This is a genomic window from Clostridioides sp. ZZV14-6009, assembly GCF_020658095.1.
Taxonomy (GTDB): Bacteria; Bacillota; Clostridia; order Peptostreptococcales; family Peptostreptococcaceae; genus Clostridioides.
The window spans coordinates 92,684-117,832 of sequence record NZ_JAGWDG010000011.1; the positions used below are offsets into that span (position 1 = coordinate 92,684).

General features: G+C 29.0%; 26 protein-coding genes and 1 other annotated feature. Of the genes, 2 read left to right on the forward strand and 24 right to left on the reverse strand.

Going from position 1 to position 25,149, the window contains the following annotated elements:
• Positions 1-140: 140 nt before the first annotated feature.
• The 16 genes from rnmV to KGF36_RS14030 all read right to left on the reverse strand — a co-directional run bounded on the left by rnmV (position 141) and on the right by KGF36_RS14030 (position 15,979).
• Positions 141-671: a ribonuclease M5 gene (rnmV, locus tag KGF36_RS13955; protein WP_227829119.1), complete on the reverse strand. Its 531-nt coding sequence runs from the start codon at positions 669-671 to the stop codon at positions 141-143.
• A gap of 365 nt (positions 672-1,036) precedes the next feature.
• Positions 1,037-2,104, reverse strand: a complete 1,068-nt coding sequence (locus KGF36_RS13960) for a putative 2-aminoethylphosphonate ABC transporter substrate-binding protein (protein ID WP_227829120.1) — start codon at positions 2,102-2,104, stop codon at positions 1,037-1,039.
• Positions 2,105-2,115: 11 nt separating this feature from the next.
• Entirely contained in the window at positions 2,116-3,804 is a 1,689-nt protein-coding gene (locus KGF36_RS13965) for a putative 2-aminoethylphosphonate ABC transporter permease subunit (RefSeq protein ID WP_227829121.1), read from the reverse strand.
• 18 nt (positions 3,805-3,822) lie between these two features.
• Complete coding sequence (locus KGF36_RS13970) at positions 3,823-4,818, reverse strand: ATP-binding cassette domain-containing protein (RefSeq protein WP_227829122.1); 996 nt, start codon at positions 4,816-4,818, stop codon at positions 3,823-3,825.
• Positions 4,819-5,655 (reverse strand): PHP domain-containing protein, encoded by an 837-nt coding sequence (locus tag KGF36_RS13975; protein ID WP_227829123.1) that lies wholly within the window; start codon positions 5,653-5,655, stop codon positions 4,819-4,821.
• 3 nt (positions 5,656-5,658) lie between these two features.
• Positions 5,659-6,828 (reverse strand): alpha-D-ribose 1-methylphosphonate 5-triphosphate diphosphatase, encoded by a 1,170-nt coding sequence (locus KGF36_RS13980; protein WP_227829124.1) that lies wholly within the window; start codon positions 6,826-6,828, stop codon positions 5,659-5,661.
• On the reverse strand, positions 6,829-7,542 hold the full coding sequence (locus KGF36_RS13985; RefSeq protein ID WP_227829125.1) for a phosphonate C-P lyase system protein PhnL: 714 nt from the start codon (positions 7,540-7,542) through the stop codon (positions 6,829-6,831).
• 39 nt (positions 7,543-7,581) lie between these two features.
• The gene (locus KGF36_RS13990) at positions 7,582-8,454 is read right to left on the reverse strand and encodes an ATP-binding cassette domain-containing protein (RefSeq protein WP_227829126.1); all 873 of its coding nucleotides are present in this window, start codon (positions 8,452-8,454) and stop codon (positions 7,582-7,584) included.
• A complete protein-coding gene (locus KGF36_RS13995) occupies positions 8,447-9,316 on the reverse strand; it encodes an alpha-D-ribose 1-methylphosphonate 5-phosphate C-P-lyase PhnJ (protein WP_227829127.1) in 870 nt (289 codons plus the stop codon). Before KGF36_RS13995 ends, KGF36_RS13990 begins: the two co-directional genes overlap by 8 nt.
• An 18-nt stretch (positions 9,317-9,334) precedes the next feature.
• The gene (locus KGF36_RS14000) at positions 9,335-10,423 is read right to left on the reverse strand and encodes a carbon-phosphorus lyase complex subunit PhnI (RefSeq protein ID WP_227842877.1); all 1,089 of its coding nucleotides are present in this window, start codon (positions 10,421-10,423) and stop codon (positions 9,335-9,337) included.
• A gap of 2 nt (positions 10,424-10,425) precedes the next feature.
• Positions 10,426-11,001: a phosphonate C-P lyase system protein PhnH gene (gene phnH / locus KGF36_RS14005; protein WP_227829129.1), complete on the reverse strand. Its 576-nt coding sequence runs from the start codon at positions 10,999-11,001 to the stop codon at positions 10,426-10,428.
• A 14-nt stretch (positions 11,002-11,015) separates the two neighbouring features.
• Positions 11,016-11,447 (reverse strand): phosphonate C-P lyase system protein PhnG, encoded by a 432-nt coding sequence (gene phnG, locus KGF36_RS14010; protein ID WP_227829130.1) that lies wholly within the window; start codon positions 11,445-11,447, stop codon positions 11,016-11,018.
• Positions 11,448-11,721: 274 nt separating this feature from the next.
• On the reverse strand, positions 11,722-12,492 hold the full coding sequence (locus KGF36_RS14015) for a TatD family hydrolase (protein WP_227829131.1): 771 nt from the start codon (positions 12,490-12,492) through the stop codon (positions 11,722-11,724).
• 29 nt (positions 12,493-12,521) lie between these two features.
• Positions 12,522-14,459 (reverse strand): methionine--tRNA ligase, encoded by a 1,938-nt coding sequence (metG, locus tag KGF36_RS14020; protein ID WP_227829132.1) that lies wholly within the window; start codon positions 14,457-14,459, stop codon positions 12,522-12,524.
• A gap of 84 nt (positions 14,460-14,543) precedes the next feature.
• Positions 14,544-14,792, reverse strand: a binding site (T-box leader).
• A gap of 65 nt (positions 14,793-14,857) precedes the next feature.
• Positions 14,858-15,379, reverse strand: a complete 522-nt coding sequence (locus tag KGF36_RS14025) for a nucleoside recognition domain-containing protein (RefSeq protein ID WP_227829133.1) — start codon at positions 15,377-15,379, stop codon at positions 14,858-14,860.
• Between the two features lie 15 nt (positions 15,380-15,394).
• Positions 15,395-15,979, reverse strand: coding sequence for a nucleoside recognition domain-containing protein (locus KGF36_RS14030; protein ID WP_227829134.1), 585 nt, complete (start codon positions 15,977-15,979; stop codon positions 15,395-15,397).
• Positions 15,980-16,110: 131 nt separating this feature from the next.
• On the opposite strand from KGF36_RS14030, the gene KGF36_RS14035 reads away from it, so the two are divergent.
• Both KGF36_RS14035 and KGF36_RS14040 read left to right on the forward strand, forming a co-directional pair.
• A complete protein-coding gene (locus tag KGF36_RS14035) occupies positions 16,111-17,541 on the forward strand; it encodes a nicotinate phosphoribosyltransferase (protein WP_227829135.1) in 1,431 nt (476 codons plus the stop codon).
• A 37-nt stretch (positions 17,542-17,578) separates the two neighbouring features.
• The gene (locus KGF36_RS14040; protein ID WP_227829136.1) at positions 17,579-18,007 is read left to right on the forward strand and encodes an Lrp/AsnC family transcriptional regulator; all 429 of its coding nucleotides are present in this window, start codon (positions 17,579-17,581) and stop codon (positions 18,005-18,007) included.
• A gap of 178 nt (positions 18,008-18,185) precedes the next feature.
• Here the strand turns inward: KGF36_RS14040 and KGF36_RS14045 are convergent, their stop codons facing one another.
• The 8 genes from KGF36_RS14045 to KGF36_RS14080 form a co-directional block, all read right to left on the reverse strand.
• A complete protein-coding gene (locus tag KGF36_RS14045) occupies positions 18,186-18,890 on the reverse strand; it encodes an HDIG domain-containing metalloprotein (protein WP_227829137.1) in 705 nt (234 codons plus the stop codon).
• A 22-nt stretch (positions 18,891-18,912) separates the two neighbouring features.
• Positions 18,913-19,746, reverse strand: a complete 834-nt coding sequence (rsmI, locus tag KGF36_RS14050; protein ID WP_227829138.1) for a 16S rRNA (cytidine(1402)-2'-O)-methyltransferase — start codon at positions 19,744-19,746, stop codon at positions 18,913-18,915.
• Positions 19,747-20,499, reverse strand: coding sequence for a tRNA1(Val) (adenine(37)-N6)-methyltransferase (locus KGF36_RS14055; RefSeq protein WP_227829139.1), 753 nt, complete (start codon positions 20,497-20,499; stop codon positions 19,747-19,749). It abuts the gene before it with no gap.
• 76 nt (positions 20,500-20,575) lie between these two features.
• Entirely contained in the window at positions 20,576-21,469 is an 894-nt protein-coding gene (locus KGF36_RS14060) for a stage 0 sporulation family protein (RefSeq protein ID WP_227436386.1), read from the reverse strand.
• Positions 21,466-22,401: an ATP-binding protein gene (locus KGF36_RS14065; RefSeq protein ID WP_227436388.1), complete on the reverse strand. Its 936-nt coding sequence runs from the start codon at positions 22,399-22,401 to the stop codon at positions 21,466-21,468. Before KGF36_RS14065 ends, KGF36_RS14060 begins: the two co-directional genes overlap by 4 nt.
• Positions 22,402-22,403: 2 nt before the next feature.
• A complete protein-coding gene (locus KGF36_RS14070) occupies positions 22,404-23,093 on the reverse strand; it encodes a dTMP kinase (protein WP_227829140.1) in 690 nt (229 codons plus the stop codon).
• Between the two features lie 99 nt (positions 23,094-23,192).
• Positions 23,193-24,602, reverse strand: coding sequence for an aminotransferase class I/II-fold pyridoxal phosphate-dependent enzyme (locus KGF36_RS14075; protein WP_227829141.1), 1,410 nt, complete (start codon positions 24,600-24,602; stop codon positions 23,193-23,195).
• A 159-nt stretch (positions 24,603-24,761) separates the two neighbouring features.
• Positions 24,762-24,953: a DUF378 domain-containing protein gene (locus tag KGF36_RS14080; protein WP_227436395.1), complete on the reverse strand. Its 192-nt coding sequence runs from the start codon at positions 24,951-24,953 to the stop codon at positions 24,762-24,764.
• Between the last annotated feature and the right edge of the window lie 196 nt (positions 24,954-25,149).

A 25,149-nucleotide genomic window follows, 5' to 3' on the forward strand; every position in this document is an offset into this window, starting at 1 on the left:
TATTTTAAGATTTTATCCTATTAATTATACTTATTTACATGTATTCAAAGCAAAATAGTTATTAAAGACAATTTATTTTAAATTACTCTGTAATTTTATATTTATTTTTTATATTTTTTTCATATCATACATGCTTACATTTAAATTTGTTTTAATGCACTTACAAATTCTTCTCTTTCAACACCATAATTATTTAATCTATTTAAAAATTGCTTTGCATTTCCATAGCCAATTCCAAGTATTTTACCAAGTGCATCTCTCCTAGATGATGCATCTTCATTTCCTATAAGACCATTTCTAATCAAATCAACTTGTTTAAATTCATCTCTTTTTTCTGTACTTTCAGTTCTAACTTTATTTAAAGCTGCTATTATACTTTTTGGAGTAGCATTTTCTATTCCTATATCTCCATCCTTTTTAGCTTCTTCTCTTGGTAAAAACGCATGTTTACATCCTGGGACTTCTGATGCTATTTTTTTTCTTATTTTTTCACCTGCAAAATCTGGGTCTGTAAATATTATAACTCCACGTCTTTCATTAGCTGATTTTATACGCTCCATTACTCCTTTTGGAAATCCAAATCCACCTGTGGTTATAAGTTCTGCATCTATCGCTCTCTTAACTGCTGTAACATCGTCTCTTCCCTCTACTACTATTATCTCTTTTATCATATAAATTCACCTTTTATTTGTTTTTAGTTTTTGTTTACATCTCTTTATTTTAAGGTTTTTATTTGATTTAATCAAGGCACTAACCTATTTATTTTTATTTAGAAATCTATAGTTTAAAAAAAATTTATTTCTACTAGATAAATATATTCACTATTATATTCTATTGAATCACTTATAAGCAACAATAAGTCCCTTGTAGCATTACCTATATTAATATTATATCATCCATACAATTTTCTTTTTTAATATCAATGATTTATAGAAAAAATATGTGGGTCTCATGACAAATATAAAATATATATTAAAAAAACCTAGATATAAAATTTATATTCTAGGTTCTCTTTTGTTGGATTTTATTAATGAATTTAACTTTCCTTTTCTGTCTTTCCATCATATTTTGATATCCATTTATTTAATATAGTTTCTCTATTTTTTGCTGCTGATTTTAAATCATTATCTATCATTTGCTCTAATGGCTTTTTAGGGAATCCTTCTGGAATTGGATTTCCTGTATCAACTGTAGTAACTGCATAGTTCTTAGAATACTCATTCATTGCATCTTTACTTATCGCCCAATCTAAAAATACCTTAGAAGCTTCTTTTATATTCTCTTTTTTTACAAGAGCATTTGCTTCTATATCCCATCCAGAACCTTCTTTTGGAAACACTACTTCTACTGGATAACCTTCTTCTTTTAATTTTATGCCTCTGTATCCAAAAGATATCCCTATAGGGTATTCTCCTGAAGCTGATGATGTAGCTGGAGCTGAACCAGATTGAGTATATACACCAATATTTTCATGTAACTTATCCATATATTGCCATGCCTTTTCTTCTCCCATAATTTGTATAAGCGCTGACACTGTTAAATATCCTGTTCCAGAAGAAGATGGATTTGGCATAGATATAAGCCCCTTATATTCTGGCTTTATCAAATCTTCATAAGAACTAGGAACTGGTATATTTTTATCTTTTAATTCTTTAGTATTTACAGTTATACCTGTCATCCAAGCATCTATACCAACCCATGAAGGCACTTCTTTATCATCTTTAAATGCAGTGTCTATCTTATCAGACCCTTCTGGAGCGTATGGTTCTAGCATTCCTTGGTCATCTGCAACTAACAAACTTGTGGCAGCAATCCCCCATACAACATCTGCTTGTGGATTATCTTTTTCTGCTAATAATCTCGCTGTTATATCTCCTGTCGATGCTCTAACAACATTTAATTTAATATCTGGATATTTTTCTTTAAATGTAGCTAAATATGGGTCTATACTGTCTTCTTCGATTGCTGTATAAACTGTTAATTCTCCTTTTGTTTTACTATCAGACTTTGAATCTCCACCTGATGAGGCAGTGCTACATCCTGTTATTACACTCAATAAAAGTGTTGATAATACTCCTAAAGAAACTAGCTTCTTAAATTTCATCTTTACCTCCCCTATGCAACATCTTTTTGTTGCCATTTTTGTGTATTGTTTTTTAATTTTTTTGTTACGAATTCATAGCAAAGTCTTACTATTATATTTGTTAAAAGCACTAATACTGCCATAGCTGCTGATGGCCCTATATATCCTATCTCATCTAACTTCAATATGGAAATTGATGCAGTCTGAGTCTGAGGGGTATACAAAAATATTAATGCTGAAACAGTAACCATTGAATTTACAAAATAATATACCACTATCTCAAGTATTGATGTTATAGACATTGGTACTGTGATGTTAAAAAACACTTTATAAAATGGAATATTTATAGATTTTGCGACTAATTCATACTCTCTATCCAACATTTTTAGTGATGAGTTTGAAGTTATAAAACAAACAGAATAAAAATGTACTATGTTTACTATGACAAGTATGACTGTACCACCATATAGGAAATTTAGTGGATTACTTGCTGAGTTAAAAAAAGTTATATATGATATTCCTAGTACTATACCTGGTAATGCCATTGGTATCATAGATAAGAAGTAAGCTGTTTGTCTTAATCGTGGAAATTTATCCACTTTTTCTATCATGTATGCACTAAAAAACACAAATATAGTTCCAAATATAGCTGTTAGTGTTGATATTTTTAAACTGCTTAAATAAGTTTTTAATCCGCTTCCTAAAATACCTTTAAATGTATAATGTTCCATCGTAAAACTTAGGTTATATGGCCATAATTTTATAACTGAACCTATAACTGAAACGAATATCAAAATGAAGATTAGTAAAGTTATAAAACTACACGCTATTAAAAATACTCTATCTCTAAATTTATTTTCTTTAATTTTATAAGGCATAGATTTTGCTGTTATAGTCATTCCTTGTTTTTTACTTGCCACCTTGTCTAATGTAAAAGCTATTAGTACAGGAATTAACATTACCATAGAAACAGTTGCCCCCATTGGTATATTAAACTGCCCTACTACTTGCTTATATATATCCGTAGCTAATACATTATAGTTTCCTCCAACTACCTTTGCTGCTCCAAAGTCTGTAAATGCAAGTATAAAGGATACAAAGAAAGAACTTACTAGTGAGTACTTTATGCCTGGAATTGTAATTTTAAAAAACTTTTTAAAATCACTAGCCCCTAAGCTATCTGCTGCTTCATAAAGTCTATAATCTGCCATAGAAAGCGCAACAGATAGTATTAAAAAAGCTTGTGGGAATGTAAACAGTATTTGAGAGACAATTATTCCTAATGGTCCATATAACGGTATCTCAAATCCCATTGTTGTAAATATTCCTTTATTTCCAAAAAGGTATATAAGTGAAATACCATATAACATAGTTGGTGCAAAAAGAGGAAACATTCCCATAGTTTTGAAAAAATTCTTAAATTTTATATTTGTTCTCGTTATTGCATATGAATAGATAAATGCTAAACACAGCGACATTAAAGATGAAACTGTGGATACAAAAATTGAATTTTTAAATGATGCTATAAGACTTGGATTTTCAGCATATTTACTAAAATTTGAAATACCTATGAAGTTTCCACTTGTATCTAAAAATGCATTTTTTAATAATGATACTAAAGGAAACAAAATAAATACTATTAGTACAATTAGCGAAAAAATCAGAAAACATTTTTGTATTGTGCTATCACTTATCCTTCTTTTGTTTTTTGTTGTTATCATTTATTCACCCCTAGCTATTTAAGCACATCCCTCTGATTTATATTCTACAATTCCCTCTTTGGGAATTTTGAAATTTATTTTAGACCCTATACACAGTTTCATTTGTTCTGCAACTTTTGAAACTATGTCTAATTTTATTTTCTTAGAACAATATTCAACTGTAATTCTATAGTTAAATCCTCTAAATTCAATATCTAAAATCTCTCCAACTTTAATGTCATTGTCTTTAGAATCTCTATTAAATTCTACCTTTATATCTTCTGGTCTGATAGCTATCTTATTAATACCATCATCTATAAAGTTTATTGTTCCTATAAAGTCAGCTACAAAAGGTGTCTCTGGATTTTTATATACTTCTTTTGGAGTCCCAACCTGTATTATTTCTCCACTATTCATAACAACCATTTTATCTGCTAGGCAAAGTGCCTCTTCTTGGTCATGAGTTACCATTATAGTGGTAATTCCAAGCTTTCTATGTAAACTTCTAATCTGTTCCCTAAGTTTCAACCTTACTTTTGCATCCAATGCAGATAATGGTTCATCAAGAAGTAAAAAATCTGGCTCTAAAGCAATTGCACGAGCTAGCGCGACTCTCTGTTGCTGTCCTCCTGATAATTGCGATGGATACTTTTTCTCATATCCATTTAGTTCGACAACTTCTAAAACTTCTTTAATTTTCTTATCAATATTAGATTTATTTATATTTTTATTTTCTAAGCCAAAAGCTATGTTTTTGTAAACAGTCATGTTTGGAAATAGTGCATATGACTGAAAAACTATACCAAAATTTCTACTTTCAGGTGGTAAGTTCGTCATATCCTTATCATTCATTATTATTTTTCCATCATGTTTGTCTTCAAGACCTGCAATTATTCTAAGCAATGTACTTTTCCCACAACCACTTGGTCCCAATAAACAAATAAACTCTCCTTTTTTAATATCAATAGATATATCTTTTAGCACTTTAGCTTGTCCATAACTTTTACTTACATCTTTAACTTGTAAAAAAGACATTTATAAAACCCCTCCTAAGGCTAACCTAAACTTAAATAAATCTTCTCTATTTAAGCTTTTACTTCCTAGGTCACACTCATGCTGAGAGTAAAGCCCATGATAATCTGAGCCTCCTGTAACAACTAAGTTATATTTCTTAGCATAAGAAAGTGACTCTTTTTCTAAATCTTTATTGTGAGATGGATGATACACTTCTATCCCATCTAATCCAACATTCACCATATTTTCAATAGCATTAAAATTGTCCATTTGGCCAGGATGAGCTAGTACACAAATTCCACCAGAGCTTTTTATAGCTCTTATTGCATCTTTATAATCTACATATTTTAAAGATACATACACCTTACCATTTCCTCTATGAAACAACTCTTTATATAAACTTGAATATATTTTATCTGTGTACCCTTTATCTATAAGTGCTTTCATTATATGTTGTTTAAATATTCCAGTCTTTGATGAATATTTCTTTACATCTTCTAGAGATATTTTATATCCTAAATCTATAATTTTATTTACCATCTTAACAGATGCTTTATGCCTATCGCAAACCATTGGATTACATAAATTTTTTATTTCTTGACTATTTAAATCTATATTATAGCCCAAGATATGAACTCTTTTTCTGTTTTTATAATCGTATGCTGATATTTCTATACCTGGTATTATAGTTATTCCATAATTTTCTCCCAATACGATAGCTTCATCTAGCCCAGACAATGTATCATGATTTGTTATTGCTAAAACACTTATATTCTTTTCTAATGCTATCTTAATTATTTCTTCTGTAGTGAAGTTGTTATCTGATATGCTTGTATGACAATGTAAATCTGTTAACAATCTTTATACCTCCCTTTTATAAACTGTTTTTCCATTTACAATAGTATTTACAACTCTTGGATACTCACTATCAATATCCAATAAAACTAAATCTGCTTTTTTATTTTCTTTTATGCTACCTCTTTCATCATATATACCAACTGCTTTAGCTGGATTTGAAGTAAATAGGTTAACTGCTTTATTTAGACTGTTAGTTCCTTGTGCAACTATGCACATGGACTTTATCATTGCTGATGGAAGATAGTCTGAACAAACAATATCACAACAATCTTCCAATATAGCATCCATTGCCTTTAAGTTGTTATTATGAGATTTCCCTCTTACAATATTTGGGGCACCTAGACAAGTTAAAACACCCAGTTTCTTTGAATATTTTGCAACTTCAAGAGTTATAGGAAATTCAGATACATTAACTCCTATATTTTTTATAAAATCCATTTTTTCTAATGTATCATCATCATGTGATGCAACATTTATATTTTTAGTTTTTGCCCTTCCTATGACACTAGCTATTTTATTCCAATCTAAATTATCATGTAAATCTACTAATTCATCTAACCATGTATCTACATAATTTTCTGTTACTCCCCATACTTTAGTAGCATATTCTCTATAGAACTTCGGATTTGTATATTGACCTTGTCCTGGAGAATGGTCCATTATAGATAAATAGTCTATTTTATCTTTGTCTAATAACTCTGATACCTTATCTAAGCCTTCATGGTACAACACTTCATACCTTAGATGAACTTTATGATTTATACTCTTACTATTTATATTTTTGTACGAATCGATATTTTCAATCATTTTTAAAGAATTATCAATACTTCTAACTCCTACTCCATCACCTAGAGATATAGAATGATAAACTGTTGTTATTCCATTTGCAGGTAGTTTTTTATCTAGCTCATAAAATGCCATATTAAATGGTAATAATGTACTTGGTCTTGGCTCTATTTCCTTTTCAATAGCATCACTATGAATATCTATGATACCAGGTATAACATATAAATTTTTTGCATCTATTATTTCATCTATCTCGTTGAAATCTAGTAAGTAGTCAATCTTATCATTTGAGACTTTCTTTATTGTATCTCCTTCTATAATTAAATGGCCATTTTCTAATATTTTATCTTCCAATACAATATTTGCATTATGAATTAATTTTACCATCTAAGCTACCCCGCTTTCACTTATAGTGCCTTTTGTCATAGTAAAGGTTTTATCTATAACTGTCTCCATAAATTCTATATCATGAAATATCCCTATCATTGTAGTTCCTTGATTTTTAAGTTCCAACATTTTTTCTTTTACGTATATTTTAGATTGATTATCAAGTGATGCAGTTGGTTCATCAAGCAATAAAAGTCTAGGTTTTTTTACCATAGCTTGTGCTAGATTTAACCTTAACTTTTCTCCACCAGAAAAATTATTCGGATAGGAATCCCACAAGTTTTCCTTTATTTCAAACTGAGTCAGTATATCTTTCGCCATATCATATGCACAATCTTTTTCAAATCCACTCTCAATTAGAGAATGTACTACTAGCTCAATAGCAGTTATTCGTGGAAGTGTTTTTAAAAACTGTGATACATATCCTATTTCCTTTTTTCTAAGATTTATCATTTCTCTATCGCCAATTGTAGATAAATCTATCTTTCCATATATTTCTGAGTTGAATATTATTTCTCCAGTCGCTGGGATATAGGTTTTATAAATACTTTTTAATATAGTAGACTTTCCCGCTCCAGATTTTCCTATTATTCCTAAAAATTCACCTTTAGAAATTGTAAAATTTATTTCACTACACGCTTTTATAGTTTTGTTTAATGCATGTAATTCAAAATCTTTGCTAAAATTATTTACTTCAAGTATAATTTCTTCCATTTTATTTAAAACCCCCATTTTACTTATTACAAATATTATTTATAGTAGTGAATTTATAAGTTGCTGAGTATATGGATGCTGTGGGTCTTCCATTATCTGGTCTGTTAAACCAGATTCAATTACACTTCCATTTTTCATCACAATTGTCCTATCAGCAAGCATTTTTATAACATCAAAGTCATGAGATACTACTATCATAGAAATTTTAAGTTCTCTTTGTATTTCCCTTATTAAATCTAATACCTCAGCTTGTACAGAAACATCCAGTCCTGTTGTAACTTCATCTAATAAAAGTATTGGAGGATTATTAGAAAGTGCTTTTGCTATCTGAACTCTTTGTTGCATTCCTCCACTAAAATATTTTGGTTTATGGTCTATTCTCTCTACAGGTATATTAGTCTTTACTAGAAGTTCTTTAGCTCTATCTCTTATTTTCTCAACATTATATATATTTGCCATTAATAATTTCTCTGCTATATTTCCACCACTACTAAAATTCAAATTTAAACCAAGATGGGGATTTTGATATACAATACCCATAAAATGATTCTTTATGTACCTCTTTTTTTGGTCTGAGAGTTCTAATATATTTTCGAACTCGTTATAATTTGATATGTACACTTCTCCACTATTTGCATTTTCTTGAAAAAACAAAATCTTTAACAATGTACTTTTTCCTGAGCCAGATTCTCCAACAATACCAAGAACTTCTCCTTCATAAAGTTCAAGATTTACATTATTACATGCAACTATAGAACCACAATATTTACATATATTATTACTTTCATATCCTGTACTCTCAAAACACTTTTCACATCCCTCTCCATAAATAAGATTGATATGTTTTCCTATTAATACTCGTTTATCTATATTTTCTATTTTTTTGTCTTCTCCTAGTTTTGCACTACTCATTCCAAGCACCTCCAATTGCCACATCTACGCCATCATTTCTTAACCTAACTTTTTCACAATAACTTGTATCAGAACAACTATAGTACTTTTCATTAGTATCACTGTCATATACTTCATCTAAAAATGTGTTTGAACTTTTACATAAACTACAATGTTTTCCTTCAAATTTTTCCTCTTCAAATTTATAGTCATCAAATTCTAAGGGTTCTACCTTTGTGTATGGAGGTATGGCGTATATTCTCTTTTCTCTACCTGCACCAAATAAAAATAAGTTATCTGACATATTTAATTTCTTTATATCAAATCTTGGTATTGGTGATGGATTCATTAAATATCTATCATTTACTTTACATGGATACTCTGCTGCTATTGATATATCATCAAATTTAACTATATCTTCATACAGATATACCCACATCCTGCTATAATCTTCTTCTGAATGCATCCTCCTTGTCTCTACTTCACTAGGTTCTACTATTCTAAGTGTCTCTGGTATTGGCACTTGGAATATCATTATTTGATTAGACTTTAATTTTTCTTCTGGTATTCTATGTCTTGTTTGAATCAATGTAGCTTTTAATGTATCTTTTGTAGTTTCTACATTACTTACACTTGAAATAAAATTTCTTATATTACAAGCATTTGTAGAATCGTCACTACCCTGGTCAATCACTTTTACTACATCACTTTCACCAAGCAATGATAGTGTTAATTGTAGTCCTCCAGTCCCCCATCCTTTGGCAATAGGTAATTCTCTTGAACCAAAAGGTACTTGATAACCAGGTATTGATACTGCTTTTAGTATTTTTCTTCGGATTTCTTTTTTTGTATTTTCATCTAAAAAACCATAGTTATATATCACTTAATTTCCCTCCATATCCTATTTTATTCTTTCTACATCTGCTTTAAAATCTACATAGTGAGGAAGCTTAAAGTGAGATATAAACCCTAATGAATCTATACCATCTATATGAAGTAATACAAATTCTTCATCTTGGGCTAATTTTTCACTATTTGGTTCCAAAGATTTATCTAGTATAGCCATAGATATAGCCTTATTTTCATTATTTCCCATACAAAGACCATATCCTAAAGACATTTTATTTATATCTCCCGATTTATTTTTAGAATTTTCAGACTTATTTTGTGATGCTTTTGATACTATTTCACACTCAGTAACCAACATTTCTCCTATTGTTATTTGCTCATCTTCATAAATAGGATGTTTTATTTTTATATATACATCTCCTGTTCTAAGCTCACTTATATATGGATGCTCATCACCAAAACCTCTTACAATAGAATAAGCAAACCCTGATACTGCTCCACTTTCACCTCTAGTAAGTGCCTGCAATTTTGCTGACCTAGAAACTGGAAATCTTAGACTATTTCTTGTAATATCATCTATTACTTCTTCTTCTAATTTATCTTCATAAGTATCCTCTTCCAACAAATTCTCGTTTCTAAATATATTAGATACCTTTGTGAATTTAGGTATTTCATTCACTCGTTCTAAGTCATTTATATAGTTAGCTTTAAAATCTCTATTTTTTTCTTCATCTTCTTTAATCAACTCTATATTTAGTATTCTATTTTCATAATCTCTAGTTGCTCCAAGATACTGCCCTCCTGGTATATCTTTAAATGTAGCTGAGATTCTTCTACCTATTCTCATTTGTTCTGTATTTATAGGTTCTGAATAAGTTACTCTAGGCATTGTTGACCTTAATGCTCTTATATAGAAGGATGCTTCTAATATATCACCTTGAGCCTGTTTTATAGCTAATGCAGATAATTCCTTGTTGTATAGACTTCCCTCAGAAATCACTTTATCCACAGCATAAGACATTTGCTCTTTAATTTGTTTTACATCTATTGGTAGGCTTTCTCCTTTTATTCTATAAAATTCAAGTATATTTCTAGCCTGTAATATAGCTTCTTCTCCACCTTTAACTGCCACATAAGCCATTATTATAATACCTCCCAACTTAATTTTGATGACCTTGGTATAAATGCAACTTCTCCTTTGGTATCTATTAAAATCAAATCTGCCCCTGTAGGATAGTCTTTATTTATCATAAGTAATTTTTCTAAGAATTCTTGTTTAATTCCATCTATATATAAATTCTTTTTAGATTTTATACCAGAACCACTTAAATAAAGTCTTATGAATTTATCTTTATAATCTGTTGATAGTTCGTTTACTTGATGTATTATAGTTGTACTTTCATCAGGATATTCAAAAGAACCTATTTTAATTTGTAGTATATCTAATTCTGAATTAATATCTAAAAACATGTAGTCTGATTTATTGTAATTTACTTGGCTTGACATTGTCAGTGCTCTTATATTTTTTATATCTTCTTTAGTACAGTTTTCTATATAGAAGGTAACTTCTTGGTCTAATAAAGTAATTGCTATACCAATTGCTCCATTTGATAATTTTGTATTATTTTCTATAGTTATATTATTGATGTTATTTAATTTCCCAGGAAATGAAGCACTATCTAGCAACTTTCTATATATTTCTTGCATGTAACTTACCATGATTCTCCTCCTACTTAATCCATAGTATTGAATTGGACTTTTGTTTTATTAATTAAACTAAATTCATTAATAAGTTCTTGCTCATATCTTAAGCTTTCTTCATAGATACTTTTATTTATGTAATTCTTTAATTCATCAAATTTATTATTATTGCTATGTAAAACTGCATCTATAGTTGCCAGACAAATAGCTTTTTTTTCATTATTTTCTGCAACTATACCATAACCTAAGCTTTCATCTACCTTAACACTACACTCTGTAACTAATATTTCTCCTAAATTAAATGTAGTATTTTTTACACTTTCGTTAGCTCTTACCATCACTGTAGCTAAGCTAGGGCCTTTAATTATAGAAATGCTTGATGTATTTTTTATCATTAAATATATTTGCTCCAATTTCTCATAGTTCATATTTATCAATATCTTAGTACTATCAACTGTATGCAAGATTTTGCCTCCTTAATCTTTCCTCTATTTACTTATTTCTAAGAATATAATATACAATCTAAGTTAAATAGATATTACGTTTGAGTTAATTCTAATGAATATCTTGTAAATTCTTTTTTAACAATGTTAAGAAATATATTGTAAGACTACTAAAAAATTATAATATTACAAATAAAAAAAGCATACCACTCAAATTGAATGGTATACTTTCTCTATATTTATAACTATTATTTTTATATAATTGTAATAATTGTAAATTTTATTTTTAATTTACCTATTTTATATTAAAAAACTTCTTCGCATTCTCTTTAGTAACTTTACACACTTCCTCATAAGATATTCCTTTTTCTTGAGATATCTTATCTGCAACAAAAGCTACTTGAGAAGGATTATTTCTCTTTCCTCTATGTGGTTCTGGTGACATATATGGTGAATCCGTTTCTATAAACAGTCTTTCTAGAGGTATCTCTCTTACAACTTCTCTAGTTTTTTTATTGTTTTTAAAAGTAACTGTTCCTGGAATTGATATATAACATCCCATTTTAACATACTCTCTAGCTAATTCCACATTACCACTATAACAATGAAGCACACAACCTATTTCAGGACTCTTAGTGTTTTTTATTATCTCAAAAGTATCCCCATGTGCATCTCTATCATGTATTATTATTGGAAGCTTTAACTCATTAGCTAGCTCAATTTGTTTCTTAAACCACTCTTTTTGCTCTTCTCTTGGAGAATAATCATAATAATAATCTAACCCAATCTCTCCTATAGCCACAACCTTTTCATTTTCAGTTGCAAGTCTTCTTAGAGTGTCTATTGCTGTATCATCTAGTTTTGATACATCATGTGGATGTACTCCAACTGCTGAATATATAAAGTCATATTTTTTTGATAGTTCAATTGCTGTTATAGACGTTTCTATATCTGCTCCTGGATTTACAACCAACTCTACACCTTTTTCTTTTAATGAACTAATAAGTTCATCTCTATCTTCATCAAAACTTTCATCATTTAAATGTGCATGTGAGTCAAATAACATTTTTTATCTCCTTACTATTTAATTGCCTATTAGCGAACCTCGCATCCATCCTTAGCACCTTGTGTAAATGGTAGAACATAAGGGTCACCATCATCTCCTGCTGCTAATATCATACCTTGAGATTCTACACCTCTTAACTTAACTGGTTTTAAGTTACATACCACTGTAACCTCTTTACCAACTAAATCTTCTGGTTTATAGTATTCAGCTATTCCAGATACTATTTGTCTTGTTTCTGGTCCAATTTTAACTTGTGATACTAATAATTTATTTGCTTTTGGATGCTTTTCACAGCTTATTATTTTTCCTACTCTAAGCTCTATTTTATCCAAATCATCAATAGTAATTTCTTCTTTATGCTCTAAAGTTTTTTCTTCTACTGGAGGTTTCCCAGAAAACATTTTAGTTAATTCTTCTATTTCTTTTTCTACATCTAATCTTGGGAATAAAGATTCACCTTTAAACACTTTTACATTTTCTCCAATAAGACCAAATGTCTTTGTGCTTTCCCATGTAGTTATATCATCTTGACCTTTTATTCCTATATGTGCATATATTTTATTAGCAGTTTCATTCATTATAGGATTTATTAGTGTTGCAATTATTCTTATAGATTCACATAAATTATATAAAACTGTATCTAATTCATCTTTTTTAGTTTCATCTTTAGCAAGAACCCAAGGCATAGTCTCATCTATATATTTATTAGTTCTTCTAACTAGTTTCCATACACTCTCTAATGCTTCATGGAATTGCATTTTATCCATTTCAGCCTCAAAATTTTCTCTAGTTGATACAGCTTGCTCTTTTAAATCAGCATCAAAATCAGTTGAAGTTTTTACTGTTGGTATTATACCACCGTTGTATTTTTCAACCATTGCTACAGTTCTACTTACTAAGTTTCCTAAATCATTTGCTAAGTCATAATTTATTCTTGTTACAAAATTTCTATGAGTATAACTTCCATCTTGACCAAATGCAAACTCTCTTAATAAGAAGTATTTAAGAGTATCTATTCCATATCTTTCTATTATAGGCTCTGGATAAACAACATTACCTTTTGATTTACTCATTTTATCATCAGCAAACAATATCCATCCATGACCAAATACTTGTTTTGGAACTTCTAAACCTAAAGCCATTAAAAGTGCTGGCCATATTATTGTATGGAATCTCACTATTTCTTTACCTACTATTTGAACATTTGCAGGCCAATATTTTTTAAATTCTTCATCATTATCTGTCATATATCCTAATGCTGTTATATAGTTACATAGAGCATCCACCCATACATAAATTACATGCTTTTCATCAAAAGGAACTTTTATTCCCCAGTCAAAAGTTGTTCTTGTTACACTTAAATCTTCTAGCCCTTTATCTAAGAAATTTGCCACCATTTCATTTTTTCTAGCAGCTGGGAAACAGAAACTATCGTCTTTAAATAACTCTTTTAATCTATCTTCATATTTAGATAGTCTAAAGAAATAAGATTCTTCTTTTACTAAGTATGTTTCTCTTCCACAATCAGGACATTTGTTTCCTTCTAATAACTGTGATTCTGTCCAAAAACTCTCACAAGGAGTACAGTATCTACCTTCATATTCCCCTTTGTATATATCACCTTGTTCATATAATTTAGTAAATATTTTTTGTATTATATCTGTATGTCTTTTTTCTGTTGTTCTTATAAAATCGTCATAAGATATATCCATAGTATTCCATAATGCCTTTATATCTTTTATCATTCCGTCAAGGTATTCTATTTCTGACATTCCTTGTTCTATCGCTTTCTTTTGTATCTTTTCACCATGTTCATCTGTTCCTGTCAAAAACTTTACATCATATCCACAGAAACGTTTAAATCTAGCTATTGTATCTGCAGCTACTGTTGAGTAAGTATGACCTATGTGTAATCCTCCACTTGGATAGTATATTGGTGTTGTTACATAAAAACTCGGTTTGCTCATATTATTTACCTCCTAATTTTTTATCGTTCGTAGTCATATAAATATTTCATTTAAAATAATAAAAAATCGCCTCCTATGATTTATCATAGGGGCGAGATTATTCACGGTACCACCCTAATTCATCTATAACGATTATGTTTCACATGAAATGTAGAAATTAACTTTATAGATATCTTAACAGACTATAACGTGCCCAACCGTTTTACCCTAGCATATATGCTCAGATAAAAAGCTCCAAGACCATCTTCAATAAATCTTTTTACACTAGCTTTCACCTAACCTAGCTCTCTGATAGAAAAAATCCTTATCTACTCTTCTTTTCATAGCTTATAATTCATATTACAATTTATTTCTATATAATCACTATATTATAAAATTTTTCCCACATTGTCAACAAATTATACAAATATTACATAGCAAATAAAAACTGCTGCTATAACTCCTGCAACATGACTAATCATAGCGCATGATAATGTATGTCTAGTATTTTTTATCTTTAAACTCCCATAATAGATTGCCATTGTATAAAAAATAGTCTCAGAAGAACCTACAATTGTAGCTCCCATTTTTTCTACTAAACTGCCTATTCCAACTCTATTTGCAAGTTCGCTATACATTCCCAAAGCACCACTTCCAGATAAAGGTTTTACACTTATTAAACCTATTAATTCTTTTGGTATACTCATCATATTTGCTATTGGTGTAAATAGCCATTCTAACATATCAAGACCTTTGCCAGTTTTAAATATTCCTATTGCTAAAAATATACCTATTATATAAGGTAAAATATCCCATGCAGCCTTTAAACCATCAATTGCTCCTTTTACAAAACTATCATATACATCTATTTTTTTATATTTACCATAAACTACTATGTACAAAATTATTACTGGTATAAGTAAGTTTGAAAATACTTCCATACATCTACATCCCCTTTATCTATATCTTCTTTGAAAAAGTTTACATGTTATTATTGCTATTGCTGTAGATATTATGGTTGCAAATAAAGTTGTAAAAATTATTTCACTTGGGTTTTGAGCTCCCATATCCATTCTTAATTTAATTATAGTAAATGGAATTATCTGTATAGATGATATGTTTATTACCATAAACATAATCATATCATTAGTAGCTGTATCTTTTTTGTTGTTTAGGGTCTGAAGCTCACTCATTGCTTTTAAACCAAATGCTGTTGCACCATTCCCAGCACCCAACATGTTCAAGGCAATATTCATAACTATATAAGACATTGCTTTGTGACCTTTTGGAATAGAAGGAAACAATCTTCTCATTATAGGATTTAATTTCTGACCTATTTTTTCAATCAAGCCCGACTCTTTTGCAATATTCATTATACCCATCCAGAGTGCCATAATGCCAGCTAGACTTATTGCAAATTCTATACCTTTTGATGTTTCACTCAATATAACTTTATTTAATTCTCCCATATTTTTAGAAATCAAACTTCCTATTATTCCTATTGATACCATGTAAAACCATATTTTTCCTATTATAATCAACCTCCTCTTTAAATAATTTTATGATAGTTAGGTAATACTTTATACTTGAAAGTTGTACTATATTATGTTTTAGTATAAGTGTGGGAGTTTTTATAATTTTTAATATTTAATAATAATTAAGGAGAGAAATAATGAGAAATCTAACACTTCTTACTGATTTATATCAGCTTACTATGTTAAATGGCTATTTTGAAAAAAATATTCACGAAGACATTGTTGTATTCGATATGTTTTTTAGAAAAAACGCTTGTGATGGAGGGTATACTATAGTTTGTGGTATTGATCAGGTTGTTGAATACATAGATAACCTTCATTTTTCAGATGAAGATTTGGAGTACTTAAAAAGCTTAAATTTATTTTCTGATAAGTTTTTAAAGTTTTTGAAAGAGTTTAAGTTTACAGGAGATATTTATGCTGTTGAAGAAGGGACTATAATGTTTCCTAATGAGCCATTGATTACTGTTAAAGCACCCCTGTATCAAGCTCAACTTATTGAAACAGCATTGTTGACAATAGTTAATTTTCAATCTCTTATTGCTACGAAAGCATCTAGAGTTTGCTTTGCAGCTCAAGGAGACACTGTACTTGAATTTGGATTACGTCGTGCACAAGGTCCAGATGCGGGCATATACGGTGCTAGAGCTGCTGTAATTGGTGGCTGTTCTGGAACTGCAAACGTATTAGCTGGAAAGATGTTTGATGTTCCTATAATTGGTACTCACGCTCATAGTTGGGTACAAAAATTTGATACTGAGCTTGAAGCATTCCAAGCATATGCTGATGTTTATCCAGATAAATGCCTACTACTTGTGGATACTTATGATGTATTAAATAGTGGTGTACCTAATGCAATAAAAGTCTTCAAAAATATTTCTGAAAAAGGATACAAACCTATGGGTATAAGACTAGATTCTGGAGACTTAGCTTATCTATCTAAAGAAGCAAAGAAACAACTAGATAGTGCTGGTTTTTCAGATATTAGTATAACTGCATCTAATGACCTTGATGAATATACTATAGCATCACTTAAGGCAGAAGGAGCTACTATAAATTCATGGGGAGTAGGTACAAAGCTTATTACTTCTTTCGATTCACCTTCTCTTGGAGGCGTTTACAAATTAGCTGCATCTTGTAAAGAAGGTACTCTTGAACCTAAGATAAAAATTTCTGAGAATCCAGAAAAAATAAATAATCCTGGTTACAAGAAAGTTATAAGAATATATAACGAAGACAATAAAGCAGAAGCAGATTTAATTATGTTACATGATGAAATTATAGATGAATCTAAACCTTTAGAAATCTTCCATCCTACTTATACTTGGAAAACAAAGGTCTTTACAAATTACAAAGTTAAAGAACTTCTTAAGCCATTGTACATGAAAGGTGTATGTAAATATAATAAAAAAGCTGTTCTTGAAATAAGAAATCATGTACAATATGAATTAAGTACTATCTGGGAACAATACAAAAGACTTTCGAATCCACACATTTACAAGGTTGATTTATCTAGAGATCTTTGGTATTTAAAAACAAAAATGATAGATTCTAAAAAAGTTTTATAGGCATTAATTATTTTTATTTAAGGGGGACTGTTTATTTATGGATGTTACAGATTACAGAATCATAGAAATTTTACAGGATGATGGGAGAATTTCTATGAAGGACTTAGGAAAAATAGTTGGTTTAACTTCTCCTGCAGTTTCAGAAAGAGTCAAGAGATTAGAAGAATCTGGTGTTATAGAAGGATATAAAGCAATTGTTAATCCAGATTCATTAGGTAGAGTTATAAAAGCGTTTATTCACATATCTCTTCCAAGTAATGGATATACAGAATTCATTGAGTCTGCTGGAAATGACCCTAGAATTGTAGAATGTCACCACATAACAGGTGATGATTGCTTACTTTTAAAAGTTATTGTAAAAGATATGTATGAATTAGAAAACGTGATTGATACTATAAAGAAAATAGGTTCTACCAAGACCTCTGTTATATTATCAACACCGATACAAGCAAAATCAATATTGTAAGATAAATTGAACATCAATGGCTTATTCGCTAATACACCACTAGATATTTCTAATAAAATTTTAAGTTTTGATGTAAAAAAAGTTGTCTTTTATTAAAGACAACTTCTTTTAGGTTTTTGAAGTTTGTATATTTTAAATTTAAATTAACTGTCTAAACCTTAAATTATATTAAATAACTTTATGCATTTGTATAATTACTCTTATATAAGTAATTTGTTAGAATATATTCCATATAGGTCTTTAATACTCCTACTTCTTCGTTCTTGTCTAATAGTTTTATAGTAGATACTATATCTGCATATCCAAGTAATATTATACCTATAGTGTCTTCGTCTACTAAATTAAATACATTAGCTAACTCTTTTTTACTCAAATCATTTTTCTTATATAAAGATAAAAGTATCATATGATATCTTACATATTTACTTATAAGTTTATATGTCTGTGTTGATAATTCTAAATTTGTACCCATATTATTTACTATTTGTGCACCTATTTTTTCATGATTTGTAAAATGAACTCTACCTGTTTCATCTAAAGTTAAACTATCTGGCTTTCCTATATCATGTAAAAATATTCCTAACTTTAGTACTTGTGACTTATTTATTTCATCCTCAATATATAAATTCAAATAATTTGACACATGCTCTCTCAAATGATTTGGAAAAAATTCTTTGTCATTTAGCACTACTTCTAATTCTTTTAATGCATTTATAGAATGTTCAAAGCAGTTAACAACATGATATTTACATTCTCCTACAGATTTCATTGCTTTTACTTTAGGGATTACTTTTTCTAGTTCATTCTTTTTATCCAACTCTATAAACGTTTTATGTGTATCTTTCCTTTTTAAACTCTCTATTATAATTTTTCCTATTTCCATAAAATCACCTCAGATTCAGGTTTTATAAATCCAGAACTTGTTTATAAACAACATCCTTTTTTAATTTTCTATCTTTACAAACTATTTTTATTGCATCTTTTTTGTTCATACCACTTTCAATTAACTTTAAAACATATTCTCTATCTGTAAGACCATCATAATCTCTTTTTTCTGATTTTTCACCATAAAAACCTTCTACTATTAATACAAACTCTCCTCTTACTTCCTTTTCCTCAAATATTTTTATGACAGTTTCTATATCTTCTCTTATTATCTCTTGATATTTTTTTGTGAGCTCTCTATTTACAGAAATTTTTCTATTTCCAAGAACTTTAAGCATATCTTTTAGTGTATCCTTCAATCTATGTGGTGATTCATAAAAAATTATAGTTCTGCTCTCCTCTTTTATTTCTTCTAGTTGCTCTCTTCTAACTTTTTTATCCCTATCCAAAAAACCTTCAAAAACAAATTTATGTGTATCCATACCAGAACCAACCAAAGCTGTTACAAATGCTGTTGCTCCTGGTAACACTTCTATTCCTATATTATTTTGTATAGCCTGTCTTATTATTTCTTCTCCTGGGTCAGATATACCAGGCATACCTGCATCACTTATCAAAGCTATGTTTTCTCCATCAATTAATTTATTGATTAAATAATCGCCTTTTGAATCTTTATTGTGCTCATGATAACTAGTCAAAGGTTTTGAGATTTCAAAATGATTTAAAAGCTTTATACTGTGTCTTGTATCTTCTGCTGCAATTAAATCTACTTCTTTTAATATTCTTAAAGTCCTATACGTTATATCCTCTAGATTTCCTATTGGTGTTGGACATATGTACAATTTTCCACTCATCTATAACTCTCCTATATCTTCATTATTATATATTGATTTTAATTCTTCTGTATAATTACCATCTTCTCCATAGACATATAGTGGGTCTAATATCTTAAGCTCTGGTCTGCCATCTTTTACAAATTGAACCAAAACTAAATTAGGCGCTTTTTTAGGTCTTGGATGAACAAACTGAATAACTTTTGGTTCTAATCTGTATTTTCTCCCTAAAGTTATTATATCAACCAATCTTGTTGGTCTATGTATCATGAAAAATTTACCTCTAGGCATAACTAATCTGGATGCAGTCTTTATTACATCCTCTAGATTACACTTTACTTCATGTCTTGATATTGCTTTTTTATCATTTGGATTTTTTATACCATCAATATGCATATATGGAGGATTTGATGTAACTACATGATAGCCATTAACTTCCAAAACCTTGTCTATTGACTTTATATCTCCATTTATAATCTCAACTCTTTCTTCCAAATTGTTTAATTTTATAGAACGAGTTGCCATTTCATATACATCATCTTGTATTTCTACACCAATAATTTTTTTAGCTTCACTTTTGCCTGCAATTAGAACTGGTATAATTCCTGTACCAGTGCCTAAATCAACAACTTTAGCATCTTTTTTTACTTTTGCAAAATTAGCTAATAAAACAGCGTCTATACCAAAACAAAACCCATTAGTATCTTGTATAATTTTAAGACCTTTTAATTGTAAATCGTCGATTCTCTCTGAATCTTTTAATTGTATATCCATATATAACTCTCCTCAAATATTAGTAGCTCTAAGCATTAATTGCTTTAAAAAAGGTAGGAGAAGTCCTACCTTAAATTTAATCTTCTAATTTCTTTAACTCCTTTAGTGTAGCTTCATCTAATCCATCATTACCCTTGCATTTACCACCACAGCCCTCACATTTTTTAGGCTCTTTAAGTATTTTTATATCTTCTCTCGTATATATTTTTACTGTTTTATCTTGGAACTCCACTTTGATTTGTTCTAACAGAGGATTCACCTCTACAACTTTTCCTTTTCCATCATCTGATTGCACTAATGCACCTACAACAGGCATTTTTTCTATTGCTTCACTATATACATCATGTTCATATTTTAAGCAACAGAATAGTCTTCCACATATACCAGATATCTTTGTTGGATTTAAAGATAAGCTTTGGTCTTTTGCCATTTTTATTGAAACTGGTTGAAAATCACCTAACCAAGAAGAACAGCAAAGCTTTCTACCACAAGGTCCTAGACCTCCTATAGACTTTGCCTCATCTCTAACACCGATTTGTCTAAGTTCTATTCTAGTCTTAAATATAGCCGCTAAATCTTTTACTAATTCTCTAAAATCTATTCTACCTTCTGCTGTAAAGTAAAAAATCAATTTATTTCTATCAAATGTATATTCGCAATCTATTAAAAACATTGTTAACTCATGTTCTTTTATCTTTTGTTGGCATAATTCAAAAGTCTCTTTTGCTTTTTCCTTATTTTCTAAATATATTTTCTTATCTTCTTCTGTAGCTATTCTTATAATTGGCTTTAAAGGAGAAACTAATTCGCTCTCGTCCATTTCTTTTGGCCCAACCACTACTTTACCATACTCTAAACCTCTTGCAGTTTCTACAACTACATCCATATCTTGCTCTATATTAAAATCAACAGGGTCAAAATAATATATTTTCCCCGCACTTTTAAACCTAATTCCTACTATTTTTATCATTTAATCACCTCGTATATATTTAAAGACATAACTTGTATGCTTATATTGAAATTACAATTACTTTTAATTTTAGTCTTTGTACCTTCTATTATATCAATAATTTTGGATAATTGAGAATAACTAATTTTTCCACTCATATTTTGGATAAAAACTAGTTTATCTATATTTATTAACATATCTCTATTTACATTCTCTTTTAATAAGATAATGTCTCTAAAATAGTTTATCATAATATCCAATAAACTTATAATCTGATTTCTATATTTCTCCATGTTATTTGGTATATTTAGAATCTCTACTATATTTTTATCTAGCATTATTTGGATATATTGTTGTATATCGTCCCTCATTACTGAAAACTCAGCCGACTGAGATAAATCTAAAGCATTTTCAATACTCCCTCTTGAAAAAGTAGCCAATATTTGAGCCCTTTCTTCTTCTATGCCTTTATTTATTAAATAGGTTTTTAAATCTGCTATTGGTATAGGCGAAAACTTTATTATGTCACATCTAGATTTTATCGTTTCTAATAGTGATTCTTTATTATTTGTGACTAAAATTATTATAGCATAACTTGGAGGCTCCTCTAATGTCTTTAAAAGGGCATTTTGAGCTTCTACAGTCATCTTTTCAGCATTATTTATTATATATATTTTATAGTCCTTATGAGGTCGTACTACTATATCTGATTGTAAGTTTCTAATTTGAGCTATTTTTATACTATTTCCATCTGGATTTATAAGTACATAGTCTGGACTATTTTCTAGATTTACATAGTCAAGTAACAATTTTGATAGCTCATCAGCAAATTTCTTTTTTCCTATTCCATCTATTCCTTCAAACATATACGCATTATTAAGTTTATTTTTATTTATAGAATTTATTAAATACTTTTTTGCAAAATCTTGTCCTATAATATTTTCAAAATACATATTTATCTCTCCATAGATTTTATTGAATCAAGAACTATTTCATAAACTTCATTATGTATACTTTCAATACTTCTTAATTTATTATCTGAAACACAATTTATTTTCTTCCAATCATACTTATCAGCTATATATAGAGCATTATTATAAGATTTCTCTAAATACTCTATATCACTTTCATGAATATCTTTCTCTTTTTCTCCTGTAATTTTGTTTTTTCTATTCTCCATAAGTTTTTCACTAAACTCAATAGGAACATCTAAAAATACAACACAATCAGGTTGAGGTATTTTAAATAAATTAAATTCATAATCAGCCAACCAGTTAAGATATTTCTCTCTATCACCAATGTCCATTTTAGAAGCTTGGTGCACCATATTAGAGGTTGTATATCTATCAGCGATAATTATTCCACCTTTATTATAAAATTCCTCCCAATCGGTTTTAAATGATGCATATCTATCTGCTGTAAAAAAAGTTGATGCTATATATGGGTCTACATCTGAAGCATTTTTACCGAAATCCCCTCTCAAATACATTTTTACCAAAGCAGATGATTGAGACTCATAATTTGGATATTCTACCTTCTTAATCATATAGCCTTCTTTTTTTAGTCTTTCATATAATTTTTTTGTTTGAGTTGCCTTTCCACTCGCATCTGAACCACTCTCTATAATTATTAACTTACCTCTCATTTTAATATCCTCCATCTAAACATTTTACCTATTTTAGTATATTACTTAAATGAATTTATATATAAATATTCTATAGATTCTTTATAGTAATCCTACTTTTTATATATGTTCTAAATCTATTATTTCTATAAAATTTAAAGTTATATCTTTAAGTCCACTTATAACCATACCTTTAGAACTACAAAACTTTAAATAATCTATTATTTCTTTACTTATTATTTCGCCAGGAGATATTATATTTATCCCTGGTGGATATGGTACTATAGATTCACCACATATTTTACCTATGCTGTCATATATTTTAACACTTTTTTTAGTTTTATAAAATGCTTCTCTAGGTGTTAATATTTTCTGTGGAATATCAACAGGATATTTTATATTATCTAGTTTTGTAGATTTAAATTCTTTTACTACAATATCATTTAATGCCGTTTCTAAACTAATGAAATCTTGAGTACTATTTCCTATTGTACAGATTAATAGAACACCATAATAATTAGATAACTCTACCTGTATATTATATTTTTTTCTTAAGATATTTTCTAATTCATATCCTGTTAATCCTATATTTTTAGCAGATATAAATATTTTTGTTTTATCATTTGTACTATATATTTCAAAATTTTCATTAACATTATTTTTGAAAATGTAGATATTATTTAAAAGCTCTTCCATTAATTTTTTCCCTTTATTTTCATATATATCTACTGCTAATTCCAGTGAAGATAATAATAAATAGGAAGGACTTGAAGACTCAGTAATTCTTAACATGTTTGAAATTTTATTTAAGTCAACTCTATCTTCCTTTACATGTATCATTGATGATTGAGTAAAAGATGGAAGTGTTTTATGAGTACTTTGTATAACTACATCTGCACCTTGCTCAAGAGCTGTTTTAGGAAGTTTCTCACTAAGTCCTAAATGTGCACCATGTGCTTCATCTACTATTACTACCATATTTTTGCTATGTGCATAATTACAGATATATTCTAAATCATATGTCATTCCATAGTATGTAGGATATGTAAGCAATATTGCTTTTGCATCTAAGTTTTTATCTATTATATCAATTACATTTATTACATTCACACCTTTTAAAATATTGGTATCTTTGCTTATTTCGCAAGGAATATATTTTATATCTACATCACCCAAAATACATCCATTTATAACAGATTGGTGACAGTCTCTATTTACAATTATTTTACTCTTAGGATTACATACTGACATTATTGCAGATTGTATTCCACAACTGCTTCCATTTACTAAATAATATGTATAATCACTTTTAAATACCTTTGCAGTATTTTCTTGAGAGGCTTTTATAATTCCTTCTGGGGAATGTAGATTATCTGTCCCTATTATTTCAGTCGTATCCATTTTATACAAATTTTCTAATACATTTACATATCCTAATTTCTCATATATTTTTCCTTTTTTATGTCCAGGCATATGAAAAGATATTACTTCTTTATTTACAATCTCACTTAGTTCATTAATTATAAACATAGATTACTCCTTTTTCCCTATTATTACTACTTATTTGAAAACTTTGATTCCTATCTATTTTACCATTAAAAAAGATACAAATTAATCTTTTTATAAAATAAAACACCTCATTCTAAATATTTAGAATGAGGTGTCTAATATAAAAAAGTAAAAATTAAATTATTCCCTGTCATCAGACATTAAACTTGGTATTAAATACAATCCAGCTAGACCCACAACAAAGTATATTATTCTACTTATCATTTCATATGTTCCACCGAAAATGCTACCTATTAAATCTGTTCCTAGGATACCAATTGCTCCCCAGTTAAGTGCACCGATTATAGCTAAAACTAAAGCAACTTTTTTCATTTATATCACTCCTTAAGAATTAAATTTTTATGTTAATCCATAATTCCTGTGTTTAGTTTTCCCAAAATGAAAAAAGAAATACATAATTTTTTTGTTTTTTTTAACAAAAAATAAAAAAAATTACGTGGCTACGTCCTACTCTCCCAGGCAGTTTCCCACCAAGTACCATCAGCGCTAGAGAGCTTAACTTCTGTGT

Coding starts and splice junctions, on each gene's coding strand:
- rnmV (WP_227829119.1), bottom strand. CDS start 671: ATGATAAAAGAGATAATAGTAGTAGAGGGAAGAGACGATGTTACAGCA.
- KGF36_RS13960 (WP_227829120.1), bottom strand. CDS start 2,104: ATGAAATTTAAGAAGCTAGTTTCTTTAGGAGTATTATCAACACTTTTA.
- KGF36_RS13965 (WP_227829121.1), bottom strand. CDS start 3,804: ATGATAACAACAAAAAACAAAAGAAGGATAAGTGATAGCACAATACAA.
- KGF36_RS13970 (WP_227829122.1), bottom strand. CDS start 4,818: ATGTCTTTTTTACAAGTTAAAGATGTAAGTAAAAGTTATGGACAAGCT.
- KGF36_RS13980 (WP_227829124.1), bottom strand. CDS start 6,828: ATGGTAAAATTAATTCATAATGCAAATATTGTATTGGAAGATAAAATA.
- KGF36_RS13985 (WP_227829125.1), bottom strand. CDS start 7,542: ATGGAAGAAATTATACTTGAAGTAAATAATTTTAGCAAAGATTTTGAA.
- KGF36_RS13990 (WP_227829126.1), bottom strand. CDS start 8,454: ATGAGTAGTGCAAAACTAGGAGAAGACAAAAAAATAGAAAATATAGAT.
- KGF36_RS14000 (WP_227842877.1), bottom strand. CDS start 10,423: ATGGCTTATGTGGCAGTTAAAGGTGGAGAAGAAGCTATATTACAGGCT.
- phnH (WP_227829129.1), bottom strand. CDS start 11,001: ATGGTAAGTTACATGCAAGAAATATATAGAAAGTTGCTAGATAGTGCT.
- KGF36_RS14015 (WP_227829131.1), bottom strand. CDS start 12,492: ATGTTATTTGACTCACATGCACATTTAAATGATGAAAGTTTTGATGAA.
- metG (WP_227829132.1), bottom strand. CDS start 14,459: ATGAGCAAACCGAGTTTTTATGTAACAACACCAATATACTATCCAAGT.
- KGF36_RS14025 (WP_227829133.1), bottom strand. CDS start 15,379: ATGGAAGTATTTTCAAACTTACTTATACCAGTAATAATTTTGTACATA.
- KGF36_RS14035 (WP_227829135.1), top strand. CDS start 16,111: ATGAGAAATCTAACACTTCTTACTGATTTATATCAGCTTACTATGTTA.
- KGF36_RS14040 (WP_227829136.1), top strand. CDS start 17,579: ATGGATGTTACAGATTACAGAATCATAGAAATTTTACAGGATGATGGG.
- KGF36_RS14045 (WP_227829137.1), bottom strand. CDS start 18,890: ATGGAAATAGGAAAAATTATAATAGAGAGTTTAAAAAGGAAAGATACA.
- rsmI (WP_227829138.1), bottom strand. CDS start 19,746: ATGAGTGGAAAATTGTACATATGTCCAACACCAATAGGAAATCTAGAG.
- KGF36_RS14055 (WP_227829139.1), bottom strand. CDS start 20,499: ATGGATATACAATTAAAAGATTCAGAGAGAATCGACGATTTACAATTA.
- KGF36_RS14060 (WP_227436386.1), bottom strand. CDS start 21,469: ATGATAAAAATAGTAGGAATTAGGTTTAAAAGTGCGGGGAAAATATAT.
- KGF36_RS14065 (WP_227436388.1), bottom strand. CDS start 22,401: ATGTATTTTGAAAATATTATAGGACAAGATTTTGCAAAAAAGTATTTA.
- KGF36_RS14070 (WP_227829140.1), bottom strand. CDS start 23,093: ATGAGAGGTAAGTTAATAATTATAGAGAGTGGTTCAGATGCGAGTGGA.
- KGF36_RS14075 (WP_227829141.1), bottom strand. CDS start 24,602: ATGTTTATAATTAATGAACTAAGTGAGATTGTAAATAAAGAAGTAATA.
- KGF36_RS14080 (WP_227436395.1), bottom strand. CDS start 24,953: ATGAAAAAAGTTGCTTTAGTTTTAGCTATAATCGGTGCACTTAACTGG.